Annotated in this window: 11 protein-coding genes; 3 read left to right on the top strand and 8 right to left on the bottom strand. The window is 64.3% G+C overall.

Translation table 11 applies throughout. The features are described 5' to 3' along the window. Positions 1–65 precede the first annotated feature (65 nt). Positions 66–1,652, top strand: a complete 1,587-nt coding sequence (ggt, locus tag EJ066_RS03205) for a gamma-glutamyltransferase (protein ID WP_126034856.1) — start codon at positions 66–68, stop codon at positions 1,650–1,652. A 20-nt stretch (positions 1,653–1,672) separates the two neighbouring features. Here ggt and EJ066_RS03200 read toward each other — a convergent pair whose 3' ends face one another. The 5 genes from EJ066_RS03200 to EJ066_RS03175 form a co-directional block, all read right to left on the bottom strand. Further along, positions 1,673–2,467, bottom strand: coding sequence for an ATP-binding cassette domain-containing protein (locus tag EJ066_RS03200; protein WP_126034854.1), 795 nt, complete (start codon positions 2,465–2,467; stop codon positions 1,673–1,675). After that, complete coding sequence (locus EJ066_RS03195; protein ID WP_189644420.1) at positions 2,464–3,390, bottom strand: ABC transporter ATP-binding protein; 927 nt, start codon at positions 3,388–3,390, stop codon at positions 2,464–2,466. Before EJ066_RS03195 ends, EJ066_RS03200 begins: the two co-directional genes overlap by 4 nt. Beyond that, positions 3,387–4,217, bottom strand: coding sequence for an ABC transporter permease (locus EJ066_RS03190; RefSeq protein ID WP_126034852.1), 831 nt, complete (start codon positions 4,215–4,217; stop codon positions 3,387–3,389). The genes EJ066_RS03195 and EJ066_RS03190 overlap by 4 nt, the downstream gene beginning before the upstream one ends. After that, positions 4,214–5,200: an ABC transporter permease gene (locus tag EJ066_RS03185; protein ID WP_126034849.1), complete on the bottom strand. Its 987-nt coding sequence runs from the start codon at positions 5,198–5,200 to the stop codon at positions 4,214–4,216. Before EJ066_RS03185 ends, EJ066_RS03190 begins: the two co-directional genes overlap by 4 nt. A 277-nt stretch (positions 5,201–5,477) precedes the next feature. Next, a complete protein-coding gene (locus tag EJ066_RS03175; protein ID WP_126034846.1) occupies positions 5,478–7,088 on the bottom strand; it encodes an ABC transporter substrate-binding protein in 1,611 nt (536 codons plus the stop codon). A 381-nt stretch (positions 7,089–7,469) separates the two neighbouring features. Here EJ066_RS03175 and EJ066_RS03170 point away from each other — a divergent pair, with 381 nt between their 5' ends. Beyond that, complete coding sequence (locus EJ066_RS03170; protein ID WP_126034845.1) at positions 7,470–8,660, top strand: Xaa-Pro peptidase family protein; 1,191 nt, start codon at positions 7,470–7,472, stop codon at positions 8,658–8,660. A 213-nt stretch (positions 8,661–8,873) separates the two neighbouring features. Here EJ066_RS03170 and EJ066_RS03165 read toward each other — a convergent pair whose 3' ends face one another. The 3 genes from EJ066_RS03165 to EJ066_RS03155 are packed head-to-tail and all read right to left on the bottom strand — an operon-like array spanning position 8,874 to position 11,369. Next, positions 8,874–9,293: a cupin domain-containing protein gene (locus EJ066_RS03165; protein WP_126034843.1), complete on the bottom strand. Its 420-nt coding sequence runs from the start codon at positions 9,291–9,293 to the stop codon at positions 8,874–8,876. Positions 9,294–9,297: 4 nt separating this feature from the next. After that, positions 9,298–10,161 carry a phosphoenolpyruvate hydrolase family protein gene (locus tag EJ066_RS03160; protein ID WP_126034841.1) on the bottom strand — a complete coding sequence of 288 codons (864 nt, stop codon included), beginning with the start codon at positions 10,159–10,161 and terminating at the stop codon, positions 9,298–9,300. A gap of 11 nt (positions 10,162–10,172) precedes the next feature. Then, entirely contained in the window at positions 10,173–11,369 is a 1,197-nt protein-coding gene (locus EJ066_RS03155) for a Tm-1-like ATP-binding domain-containing protein (RefSeq protein WP_126034838.1), read from the bottom strand. Between the two features lie 111 nt (positions 11,370–11,480). On the opposite strand from EJ066_RS03155, the gene EJ066_RS03150 reads away from it, so the two are divergent. Beyond that, the gene (locus tag EJ066_RS03150) at positions 11,481–12,176 is read left to right on the top strand and encodes a TetR/AcrR family transcriptional regulator (protein ID WP_126034835.1); all 696 of its coding nucleotides are present in this window, start codon (positions 11,481–11,483) and stop codon (positions 12,174–12,176) included. The last annotated feature ends 104 nt before the right edge of the window (positions 12,177–12,280 follow it).

The raw sequence follows: 12,280 nt of genomic DNA, 5'->3' as shown, positions 1-12,280 counted from the left end.
GTGGCACAGCTCTTTGGCCGCCGCCGCCAGTTCACATCTGCTTCATCGGAGGCTATTGATCCTGCATGCGTGATTTTCAATTCCCCGGACGGTCGCCGGTTCGTGCGACGGAAGCAATGGCCGCGACATCGCACCCGCTGGCGACGCTGGCGGCGGTCGAGATGCTGCGGTCCGGCGGCAACGCGATGGACGCAGCCGTGTGCGCGGCTGCGGTGCAGGCAGTCGTCGAACCGCAATCAACCGGCATCGGCGGCGACTGCTTTGTCCTCTACTGTCCAAACGGCCAGGGCGAGGTCGTCGCTTTCAACGGCTCGGGCCGTGCACCCGCCGCGGCGACGGCTGAATGGTATCTGGAAAGGGGGCATGACGCGCTGCCCGAATCCGGGCCGCATGCGGTCACCGTGCCGGGCGCCATCGACGCCTGGTGCCGGCTGCTCGAGGATTATGGCAGAAAGGGCATCGACGCCGCGCTCGCGCCCGCCATTCGCTACGCCGAGCAGGGCTATGTCGTCCAGGACCGCGTGGCCTTCGACTGGGCCGAAAGTGCTGCCTTGCTTGCCGCCGACGAACATGCCGCGCGGATCTTCCTGCCGGATGGCAGGGCGCCGCTGGCCGGCGAGCTGCACCGGCAGCCGCAACTGGCCGATACGTTGCGCATCGTCTCACGCCGCGGTCGCGCCGGGTTCTACGAGGGTGAGGTCGCCGATGACATCGTATCGCGTCTGCGTGCGCTTGGCGGGCTGCATGCGCTCGAAGATTTCGCGGCCACCAAGGGCGACTATGTCAGGCCCGTCGGCACGTCCTACCGAGGCTACGACATCCATCAGATGCCGCCGAACAACCAGGGGCTGACGGCACTGATCATGCTGAATGTGCTGTCGGGCTTTTCGCTCGGCTCGCTGGAACCGAACGGCGCCGAGCGGCTTCACCTCGAAATCGAAGCCGGGCGGCTTGCCTATCAGGATCGTGACAATTTCATCGGCGACCAGGATGTCGTCCATGTTCCCGTGGAGCAGCTGCTGTCCAGATCCCATGCGGACCGGCTACGCGCCGAGATCGATCCGGCGCGCGCGATGACGCATCTGCCTCGCCTCGAGCTTCAGCCGAGCGACACCGTCTACATCTCCGTGGTCGACCGCGACCGCAATGCGGTCAGCTTCATCAATTCCACCTTTGGTTCGTTCGGCAGCGGCGTTGTCGGCCCCAGGACCGGGGTCGTCCTGCAGAACCGCGGCAGCAGCTTCCGCCTGGCGGCGGATCACCCAAACCGCATCGCACCGGGAAAGCGCCCGATGCACACCATCATGCCGGGCATGATGACAGCCAACGGCCGGGCGGTCATGCCGTTCGGCGTGATGGGCGGCGGCTATCAGCCTTTTGGCCATGTCCATCTGCTCACCAACATGATCGATTTCGGCATGGACCCGCAGGAGGCGCTGGATGCGCCGAGGGTGTTTTACAGACAGGGCATGGTGGAGGCCGAGCGTGGCGTTTCGGCCGATGCGATCGCCGGCCTGCGCGAGCGAGGCCATCAGCTGTCCATCGCGGACGAGCCGCATGGCGGCGGCCAGCTGGTGCTGATCGACTGGGACAAGGGTACGCTTACCGGCGCGTCCGATCCGCGCAAGGATGGTTGCGCGCTGGGTTACTGACGATCAGCCGCGTCTGAGCTTCACGAGGTTTCCAACCCGCTTGTCCTGGTCAGCTTTGGCGCTGCCGCCACCAGCGCCTTGCCGATCGCCGACTGCGGCGCGTCGATGACAGTACGGGCATCGCCGCTCTCGGCGATCCGCCCTGCGTCGAGGACGACGATACGATGGGCGATGGCGCTGATAACGCCGAGATCATGCGAAATGAACAGATAGGCGATCCGTTCCTCGCGCTGCAGATCGAGCAGCAGTTTGAGGATCTGCCCGCGCACCGACACATCGAGCGCCGACACCGCCTCGTCGAGCACGATCAGCGACGGCTTGGTCGCGATGGCGCGAGCAATCGCGATGCGCTGGCGCTGGCCGCCTGAAATCTCGTGGATGGCGCGGCCGGCGAGATCGGCGCTCAGGCCGACGCGCTCCAGCAAGGCAGCGATGCGACGCGGGCGCTCTCGCCGGGATGTGACGCCATGGATGCGCAGCGGGTCGTCGAGAACGCGCTCAACGGTGGCGCGCGGGTTGAAGGCTGCGAGCGGATCCTGGAACACCATTTGCAGATGCGCGCGCCGGGCACGCAAGGCGGCGCCGTTCAAGGCCAGGAAGTCGCCGCCTTCGAATTCGATCCGGCCGGCGTCTGGTTCGATCAACCGCAGCATCAGCCTTGCGATCGTCGATTTGCCGCTGCCGGAAGGCCCGGCCAGCGCCAGTGTCTCGCCGGGCTCGATGTGGAAGGAAACGTCATCGACAGCGGCGATGGTCTTGCCGCCGCGCCGGTATCGTTTGGTCAGCCCCGAGACAGTCAGCAATGGACCGCTCATGGCGACGTTCCAACCCGCAGCAGCGGTTCGACATCGAGGCCGAGATGGGCGTCGAGCAGCGCTGTTGTATAGGCGTTGCGCGGGGTATTGATAACCTGCGCGGTCGTTCCGGTTTCCACCAGGTCGCCATGCCGGAACACGGCGATGCGTTCGGCAAGTTCTGCGGCCAGCGCGATGTCGTGGCTGACGAACAGCAGCGTCATGCCGTCCTCGGCCACCAATTGCCGGATCAGTGCTGCGATCTCGGCCTGCACGATGGTGTCCAGCGCGCTGGTCGCCTCGTCTGCTATGAGCAGTCTCGGACCGGCCGCGATCGCCGCGGCGATCGCCACGCGCTGCTTCTGGCCGCCGGAAAGCTGATGCGGATAGGCGCGCATGGCGACGTCCGGGTCGGGCAGGCGGACGCGATCAAGCAGGGTTTTTGCCTTGGCATAAGATTCTGTCCAACCAAGGCCGAGATGCGTGCGCGCGACTTCCGCGATCTGTTTGCCGACCGTCATTACCGGATCGAGGCTGGCTGAGGGATACTGGAAGACGAAGCCGATGTCGCGGCCACCGAGGGGCGTGAATTTGGGTTTGGCAGCAGCGGATTCGGACCTGGGCTGGCGCTCCGTCACACCCCCCTCTGTCCTGCCGGACATCTCCCCCCTTGCGCGGGAGGTGTCCGGCAGGACAGAGGGGGATGCCTTGGCACCCGAAGGCGACTGCAAAAACCAATCGATGCGGCCGTCAATCCTGGCGGAAGCCGGCAGCAGCCCGGCAATGGCCAGCGCCAGCGTACTCTTGCCCGAGCCGCTCTCGCCGATGATAGCGAAACGTTCGCCGGCGGCGACATCGAGACTGATATGTTTCAACGCCGCCACCTCGCTTCCGTCGCGGCGATAGGTCACCGTCAGATCGCGGATCGAAAGCAGCGCCGTCACGACAGGCTCCTTCTGACCGCCGTCGTCTCGACGACGCCTTCGCCGGCGAGATAGACCCCGAGCACGGTCAGCACGAGTGCGACGCCCGGAATGATCGACAGGAACGGCGCGGTGCGCAGCACGGCGCGGCCTTCGGCGATCATGCCGCCCCAGGTCACGCGGTTGGGATCGCCGAGGCCGAGAAACGAAAGTGCCGCTTCGGTAAGGATCGCGGCGGCGACGATCACCGACGACAGTGCCAGCACCGGCGGCAATGCGTTGGGCAGCACTTCGCGAAAGGCGATCTCCAGCGGATGCATGCCGATGACGCGGGCGCCGGCGACAAAATCGCGCTCGCGGATCGACAGCACTTCGGCGCGGGCGACACGTGCCGGCCCGGTCCAGGCGCCGAGCGCGATCGCCGCGACGACGACGCCGAGCGACGGCCCGACGACACTGACGAAAGCCAGCGCCAGAAGGAAGCTCGGTACGGTCTGGAAGGCGTCGGTGACGCGCATCAGCACTTCGTCGAACAGGCCGCCGGCAAAGCCGGCCAGCGTGCCGATTATCGCACCTATGACAAGGGCCGCGGCTGCCGCCGCGAGCCCGACCGCTAGCGAGGTGCGGGCGCCGTGGAAAAGCTCGGCCGTTACGTCGCGGCCGAGCCGGTCGGTGCCGAGCGGCAGCAACCAATCCTGGAAAGGCGGCAGCAGCGCCGGCCCGGCAATGGCTTGCGGGTCGCCGGGAAAGAACAGCGGCGCTGTCAGCGCCATGGCGAACAGCGCTACCAGGATGATCGCGCCGGCGACCGCTTCCGGCGTGCCAAGAAAGCGACGGAGCGTGTTCACGGGCTCGCCTCGCTGGCGCCGACGCGCGGATCGAGGACAGCGTAGGCGATGTCGACGAGAAGGTTGATGACGATGACCAGAACGGCGCTGACGAGGATGATGCCGAGCAGCAATGGTGTGTCCCGCGCGGCCACCGCTTCCTGCGCCAGCCGGCCAAGGCCGGGAACCGAAAAGACGCTTTCGATGACCACGCTGCCGCCCAGCATCTGCGCCGATTGCAGGCCAAGCATGGTGACCAGCGGCAACAGTGCGTTGCGGGCGACGTGAGCGAGCACGATGCGGCGGCGGGACAGTCCCTTGGCGCGGGCGGCGAGGACAAAATCCTGTCGCCAGACCTCGGCCATGCCGGCGCGCATCATGCGCAGATAAAGTGCCAGATAGATGAAGCCGAGTGCCGACACCGGCAGGACGAGATGGCGGGCGACATCGGCGGCACGGTCGAGGCCGGCCTTACCCGAGGCGATGCTTTCGATGCCGCCGATCGGAAACCAGCGCAGGTCGACGGCAAAGACGATGATCAGCACCAGCCCGAGCCAGAAGCCCGGTACGGCATAAAGCGCCAGCGAGCCGAGCGACAGGAAGCGGTCGCGAAAACTGCCGGGCCTGGCGCCGGCATAGATGCCGAGCGCCGAGCCGAGCCCGAAGGAGAGTGCAGTGGCGCTGCCCATCAGAAGCAGCGTGTTGGGCAGGCGTTCGAGGACCACGTCGCGGATCGGCCGCGAGAAGGTGACGGACTGACCGAGGTCGAGATGCAGCAGCGCCCAGAGATAGTTGGCCAGCCGCGTCAGCGCCGACTGGTCGAGGCCCCAACGATGGCGCAGCAATTCGATCATGCCGGCATCGCCGCCGGTCGAGACGATATAGGCGTCGACCGCGTCGCCGGGTGCGGCTTCCAGCAAAAGAAAGGTGCCGATCACGACGATCAGCAGCACGAAGATGCTGCCGACGAGGCGACGGCGGATGAGGGTGAGGGCGCGGGTCATGGGGGCGCCGACTGCTTGGAACTGAACCAATTAGGAGAAAAGTCGCGCTTGAGCACCCCCCTCTGTCCTGCCGGACATCTCCCCCTCAAGGGGGGAGATCGGCCCTCACATGCCGTTGTGCCAATCGCAAAAATTGCTGAAGGAAAAGCCGGAGTCAAAGCAAGCCAATCTCCCCCCTTGAGGGGGAGATGTCCGGCAGGACAGAGGGGGGTATCGTCGAGCACGGACATTACCAACTTCACCTGTTGGCGAAGGTCAATCTCAATCTACCGCAGCTTCAGCCCACCAGATATGTGTCCGCCCAGTTCGAAACCGCCCAGCGCGGGTTGTCGGCGATATTCTTGACCGTGTCGCGGGCGACGCTGATGAAGCTCCATTCGGCGACGTTAATCAGCGGCAGGTCTTCAGCAACTTGTCTCTGGAACTCCTTGTAGAGTTCGGTGCGGGCCGCCGTATCGAGTGTCTCGGATGCCTTGGCGATGAGGGCGTCGAGTTCGTCGTTCTTGTAGCTGCCCTGGTTGGAGAAAGGCACGCCGTCCGGAATGCCGCTCTGCACCAGAATGGTGGTCGAGATTGCCGGATCGCCGCGAAACACCGGCGGCCCGACCGCAAGGTCGAAGGCGTGGTCGGTGTAGACGGCCTTGATGTGCGCGGCCGAGTCGTTGTTGACCAGCTGGGCATCGATGCCGATGGCGGCGAGCGCCTGGCGCAGATAGTCGCCGAATTGCTTGGTCTCGTTGAAATAGGGCGCCGGCAGCAGCTTCAGCGAGAAGCGCTTCCCGTCGTCGCCTTTGCTGTAACCGGCTTCGTCGAGCAAAGCGTTGGCCTTGGCCACGTCGAAGGCATAGGTCGGCACATCGGCCGTATAGAACTGCGGGTCGTTTTTCGGCACCGGGCCGGTGGCCGTGGCGGCGTAGCCGAGGAACACTGTCTTGACGACGAAATCCTTGTCGACGGCGTGAGCGATCGCCTGGCGCACTTTCAGGTCGGCCAGCTCCTTGCGGCGATGGTTGATTTCGACGACGAGCTGATAGGTCAGCCCCTCATAACCCTTGGTGATCACCTTGAGGCCTGGTACCTTGGAGATGCGGTCGAGATCGGCCAGGGGCACGGCGGAAAAGGCGGCGAGCTGGATTTCTTCGGCCTCAAGCGCGCTTGCTGCCGAGGTGCGGTCCGGCAGCACCTGATAGATGATCTCGTCGAGGTAGGGTTCGTCCTTGCCCCAATAGTCGGCATTCCTCGCCAGCCGGTAATATTCGCCGGGTTTGTGTTCGGCGAATTTGAACGGGCCGGTGCCGACCGGCGCGTTGTTGGCCAGGTTCTCTTCGACCTTTCCGGTCTCGTAGATGTGCTTGGGCACCACACTGCTCAGCGCCGGCAAGGCGTTGCGGATCAGCTGGAACGGCGTCGGCTTGGCGAATTTGAACACGGCCGTCAGTTCGTCCGGCGTGTCGACCGCCTCCAGATCCTTGAACACCGTGCGGCCGAGATTTTGCAGCGGCTTCCAGATCTGCAGCGCCGAGAAGGCGACGTCGGCGGAGGTGAAGGGTTTGCCGTCATGCCATTTGACGCCCTCGCGCAATTTGAATGTCACCGACCGGCCGTCGGCAGCGCCTTCCCAACTGAGCGCGAGGCGCGGGTCGAGCCCGTCCTTGCCGTCGAAGGAGGCCTCGGCCAGCGTTTCCACGATCTTGCTCGAGATGAAGAACACGCCGTTGGAGGCGACGATTGCCGGATTGAGGTTACGCGGCTCGGAATCGGCGGCGACGACCAGCCGCCCGCCTTTCCTCGGCGTCTGCGCCAGACCTATGGTCGGCAGCGCCGTCGAGGCCAGAAGCAATGCCGAACCGGCAAGCACCGTGCGCCTGGAAATCGTGAACTCTGACATGCTCGAACTCCGTCCCCCTCAGCCACCCGGTCGGGGTGGGCCGATACCCTCGGATGCCAGACAGCATCCTTACAAGAGTGATTATGAGCCTTGCCGAGGGTTTCGCCAGAGACGGATTTGGCGCATCCTCTTGTGGCTTTGAAAATTTCGTCCGCTGGACCAGTTACAGGAAAGCGGTTCAATCCGAACTTATTTGGTAGGACCAGATTGGGCTGAATGTTGCGGTGTATGACGACGGACTGCGCTGACGCCGCCGTTCCACCTATTTCTGGCTGGACCAGACTGGAAAAAATAGTGCAGATTTGACCGATGCCAGAAGATCAGCATCGAAAATAACCGGCGATCCGACCGACCGGCCAAGGAATTCAGGGAGAGAGAAAGATGAACGTCGCCCCGGGCAAGAATGCCGTCAGCGCCATCCCGTTCGATCATGCCAGGGTCGATCGGCTGATGGAGGAGGCCGGCATCGATGTGCTGCTCGCCACCTCCAAGCACAACACGCAGTACCTGCTTGGCGGCTACAAGTTCATCTTCTTCGCGGCCATGGATGCGATAGGCCATAGCCGCTATCTGCCTGTTGTCGTCTACGAGAAGGGCGGGCCGGACCACGCCGCCTATATCGGCAACCGAATGGAGGGAGGCGAGCACCAGAACCACCCGTTCTGGACGCCGACCTTCCACGCCGCCTGCTGGGGCACGCTCGACGCCGCCAACCTTGCCGTCGAGCATCTGAAGAAAATCGGCAAGGGCGAAGCCCGCATCGGCATCGAGCCTGCCTTTCTGCCTTCCGACGCCTATATGCTGATCCGCAAGGCGCTGCCCGACGCCACGCTGATCGACGCGACCGACATGCTGGAGCGGATGCGGGCCATCAAGACGGACGAAGAGCTTGCCAAGCTGCGCGCCGCCTCCGAGTTGATCACCGATTCCATGCTGGCAACCATTGCCTGGGCGCGCGAAGGCACGACCAAGAGCGAGATCATCGAGCAGTTGCGGCGCGAGGAGACCAATCGTGGCGCGCATTTCGAATATTGCCTGTTGACGCTGGGCTCCAGCCACAACCGGGCCGCCTCGCCGCAGGCGTGGAAGAAGGGCGAGGTGTTATCGATCGATTCCGGCGGCAATTATCACGGCTATATCGGCGACCTCTGCCGCATGGGCATTCTCGGCGAGCCGGACGCCGAGTTGGAGGATCTGCTGTCCGAGGTCGAGACGGTGCAGCAGGCGGCCTTTTCCAAGGTCAGGGCGGGCACGTTGGGGGCCGACATGATCTCCCACGCGGAAGGCGTGCTTAGGAAATCCAAGGTCGCGCCCTATACCGATTTCTTCGCCCACGGCATGGGACTGATCACGCATGAAGCGCCGTTCCTGATGACCAACCATCCGGTGACCTATGAAGGCACCTATGCCGAAAGGCCGCTGGAGAAAAACATGGTGCTCTCGGTCGAGACGACGATGCTTCACCCGACGCGCGGCTTCATCAAGCTCGAGGACACACTGGCGATAACCGATAGCGGCTATGTGATGTTCGGCGACCGGGGCAGGGGTTGGAACAGGGGTGGGGATTCATAATCGGATGGTAGACGCTGCCCCTCATCCGCCTGCCGGCACCTTCTCCCCGTATAGTGACGGGGAGAAGGGTGGACGGCCGCACCCTCGACGCGGCTTGCAACGTCGAAAATTGGCGAAAGCGTTGATGACAGCGTCTTTCTCCCCGCCACTATACGGGGAGAAATGTCCGGCAGGACAATGAGGGGCGGCGCTGCTTTCGACGAAGAATCAAATTCACCCTTTACCTGGCGGCAGCAGCCTGAAATCCGGTAACTCCCGCAACGCCAGCTCAGGCCCGGCCGGCGAGTAGACGACGAAAAGCTGCATGGGCCCGTCACCTGTGTTCAGTGTCGAGTGGAAGCGGCTTTCCGGCACGTAGATGGTGCAACCGGGCCCGACCTTCTCAACGACCGGATTGCCGTTCTCGTCCTCGACCATCTGCTCGCCATTGCCTGATATGACGAAGATGATCTCTTCCGCGCCCGGATGGTTGTGGCGCGTGTGGCCCTTGCCGGACGGCAGGTCGACGACGCCGCCGGAAAAGCGCGTCGCGCCGTTCACTTCGGGAGCCACTGTCAACGACAGCCTGCCCCAGTCGAAGCCGAAGGCGCTGACGTCCTTCGGATACACGAACACCTTGCTCTTGTCGGTCATCGTCTCATCCCTTCTTTTTCTTTGCACTCATTTGGGCGCCAAGTGTCACGGCCTTGAAATCGGCCGTCTGCCTGGCGATCGCCGCTTCCGCCGGCAGCCGCTCCATCGAGCTGGCGCCATAGAAACCGTGCAGGCCCTTGCAGCGTTCGAGGATGTAGCGGGCGTCGTCCGGCATCGAGATCGGTCCGCCATGGCAAAGCAGGATGACGTCCTTTCGCACCGAGCGCGCTGCCGCGGCGATGGCGTCGATTTCCGTCACGCAGTCGTCCAGTGACTTGGCCGATGTCGCGCCGATCGAGCCGCCGGTGGTCACGCCCATGTGCGCGACGATGATGTCGGCGCCGGCCTTGGTCATGGCGCGCGCCTCGTCGGGGTTGAACACATAGGGCGTCGTCAGGAGGTCGAGCTTGTGCGCCTCCGCGATCATGTCGACCTCAAGCCCGAAGCCCATGCCGGTTTCCTCGAAACTCTGCCGCATCTGGCCGTCGAACAGGCCGATGGTGGGAAAGTTCTGCACGCCGGAAAAGCCCATCGTCTTCAGTTCGACCAGCAGCAGCGGCATGATAACGAAGGGATCGGTGCCGTTGACGCCGGCCAGCACCGGCGTCTTCTTGACCACCGGCAGCACCTCGTAGGCCATTTCCTTGACGATATCGTTGGCGTTGCCATAGGCGAGCAAGCCGGCGGCCGAGCCGCGGCCGGCCATGCGGTAGCGGCCGGAATTGTAGATAATGATCAGGTCGATGCCGCCGGCCTCTTCGGCCTTGGCCGACAGGCCGGTGCCGGCGCCGCCGCCGACGATCGGCACGCCGCCGGCAATCATCTTGCGGAATTTTTCCAGGATCTTCTTGCGCGGTATGGCGGGCATGATCTCGTCTCTCACTGTCTGGCGATGTCAAGGAAAGCCGCAACCGCAGCCTTGGCGAATTCGGGATCGTTGATGTGCAGCGGCAGGCGCGTCACGCGCCGCGTGTCGTTGGGCATGATCGTGCGCTCGATGGCCTCGAAGAGTGCTGCATCGGCTTCTGGGTCGAAGAAGGCGCCGCCTTCGATGTCGAGCGCCGAGACACCCTTTTCAGGAATGAGGAACCGGACCGGTCCCTCGCAGAGGCTCAGTCTTGTGCCGATCCATTCGCCGATCCTGCGGCTTTCGTCAGGGGTCGTGCGCATCAGCGTCACGTTCGGATTGTGCTCGTAGAACAAGCGTCCGCGATAGCGTTCCGGAACGGTTGGCCGCGCCCAGAAATTCACCATGTCGAGCGCGCCGACCGAGCCGACATAGGGCAGCTTGGTGCGGGCGATCGCGCCGAAGCGGTCTTCGGTCGCCGGCAGCACGCCGCCGAACAAGAGGTCGCAGACCTCGGTCGTCGTGATGTCGATGACGCCGGACAGCAGGCCGCTGTCGGCCAGCTTTTCCATGGTGCGGCCGCCGGTGCCTGTGGCGTGGAAGACCATGCAGTCATAGGTCGAGCGAAGCTCATTGGCGATGGAAGTCACGCATGGCGTGGTCACGCCGAACATGGTGAGGCCGATCGACGGTTTGCCGTCGGGCGGCGGCGCCGGTTTCGCAGCCATGCCCGATATCGCCTGGGCGGCATTGTGCAGCACGATACGGGACAGCCGGTTCAGGCCGGCCATGTCGGTCACCGACGGCATCATGACGATGTCGGAGACATCGACATAAGGAGCCGTGTCGCCCGAGGCGAGCGTGGAGATCATGATCTTGGGCAGGCCGAGCGGCAGAGCGCGCATGCCTGATGTGACGATCGAGGTTCCGCCGCCGCCGCCGATACCGATCATGCCTGACATGTCGGTGCGCGATTGGACAAACCGGGTGAAGGCGATGGCCATTGCCGCGACGGCGGTGCCGCGGTCGTCGATGCCCAGCACGGCACTGCCGCCATTGGGATGGTGGCCGGCGACCTCTTCGGCCGAGACATCGACCGACACGGTCGCGCCACGCGTTCCGATATCGACGCACGTAACAATGGCACCGGTGGCTGCGACCGCATCGGCAAGAAAGGCGAGTTCTTCGCCCTTGGTGTCGGCGGTGCCCACCACATAGATGCGCTTCATTGCGTTTCCCCGGTCTTCGGCGCGCTCGGCGTTGCCGCCTGCCGCTCTTGCCCGGCCGTTCGGCAGCGCCAAGGCCATTGCAATTTTTTGAGACGCGCGTATCGTATTGATATGGATGTCTCACGTCAACAAGCGGTGAACGATGACGCCGACCCCGGAGCCGCGCGTGGGGGAGCCGCACGCGGGCCGCGCGCACGTACAAGGCGGCTGATGCTGGAGACGGCGACAAGGCTGATGCAGGCGGGCGCCACGCCCTCGGTCAGCGAGGTCGCGGAAGCGGCACAGGTTTCCCGCGCTACCGCCTATCGCTATTTTCCGAGCCAGGCGGCGCTGGTGCAGGCGGTGGTCGACGAAGGGCTGGGGCCGATCCTCACCTGGCAGTCGAGCTCCGCCGATGCCGAACGCCGGGTCGCCGAACTGTTCGACACGGCCATGCCGCGTATCGAGGCTTTCGAGGCGACCTTCAAGGCGGCGCTGAAGCTGTCGCTCGACCAATGGGCGCGGCGGCAGGCCGGCACGCTGGGCGGCGAGCCGGCCTTCACGCGCGGCCATCGCGTCGATCTGCTCAAGGACGCGATCGCACCGCTCAAGGACCGGCTGCCGCCACGCGAATTCAAGCGCCTGGCGCAGGCCCTGTCATTGATCTTCGGCGTCGAAGTGCTCATCGTGCTGAAGGACATATGGGGGTTGGACAGCCGCAAGATGATGTCGGTGGCGCAATGGGCAGCCGGCGCCCTGGTACGGGCTGCAGTGGTGGAATCGATGACCGAAGGAGACAGAAGCGCACGGGCGACAGCCACGGAATAGTATCGATCTGGTTCGACCAGATGAGGATGCCGACTACTGACAATAGTCGCAATGCTGTAGCGCAAACAAGGCCCTTGCGTATCAAGGAGTAGGAAAATTTAGGA

Source organism: Mesorhizobium sp. M9A.F.Ca.ET.002.03.1.2 (assembly GCF_003952365.1).
Taxonomy (GTDB): domain Bacteria; phylum Pseudomonadota; class Alphaproteobacteria; order Rhizobiales; family Rhizobiaceae; genus Mesorhizobium.
The sequence above is the reverse complement of the archived record's forward strand: the minus strand, read 5'-3'. Positions and strand labels throughout refer to the sequence as shown.

What these genes read in the sequence shown, in the direction of transcription:
- ggt (WP_126034856.1), top strand. Translation starts at nt 66, where the DNA reads ATGCGTGATTTTCAATTCCCCGGACGGTCGCCGGTTCGTGCGACGGAA.
- EJ066_RS03200 (WP_126034854.1), bottom strand. Translation starts at nt 2,467, where the DNA reads ATGAGCGGTCCATTGCTGACTGTCTCGGGGCTGACCAAACGATACCGG.
- EJ066_RS03185 (WP_126034849.1), bottom strand. Translation starts at nt 5,200, where the DNA reads ATGACCCGCGCCCTCACCCTCATCCGCCGTCGCCTCGTCGGCAGCATC.
- EJ066_RS03175 (WP_126034846.1), bottom strand. Translation starts at nt 7,088, where the DNA reads ATGTCAGAGTTCACGATTTCCAGGCGCACGGTGCTTGCCGGTTCGGCA.
- EJ066_RS03170 (WP_126034845.1), top strand. Translation starts at nt 7,470, where the DNA reads ATGAACGTCGCCCCGGGCAAGAATGCCGTCAGCGCCATCCCGTTCGAT.
- EJ066_RS03165 (WP_126034843.1), bottom strand. Translation starts at nt 9,293, where the DNA reads ATGACCGACAAGAGCAAGGTGTTCGTGTATCCGAAGGACGTCAGCGCC.
- EJ066_RS03160 (WP_126034841.1), bottom strand. Translation starts at nt 10,161, where the DNA reads ATGCCCGCCATACCGCGCAAGAAGATCCTGGAAAAATTCCGCAAGATG.
- EJ066_RS03155 (WP_126034838.1), bottom strand. Translation starts at nt 11,369, where the DNA reads ATGAAGCGCATCTATGTGGTGGGCACCGCCGACACCAAGGGCGAAGAA.
- EJ066_RS03150 (WP_126034835.1), top strand. Translation starts at nt 11,481, where the DNA reads ATGGATGTCTCACGTCAACAAGCGGTGAACGATGACGCCGACCCCGGA.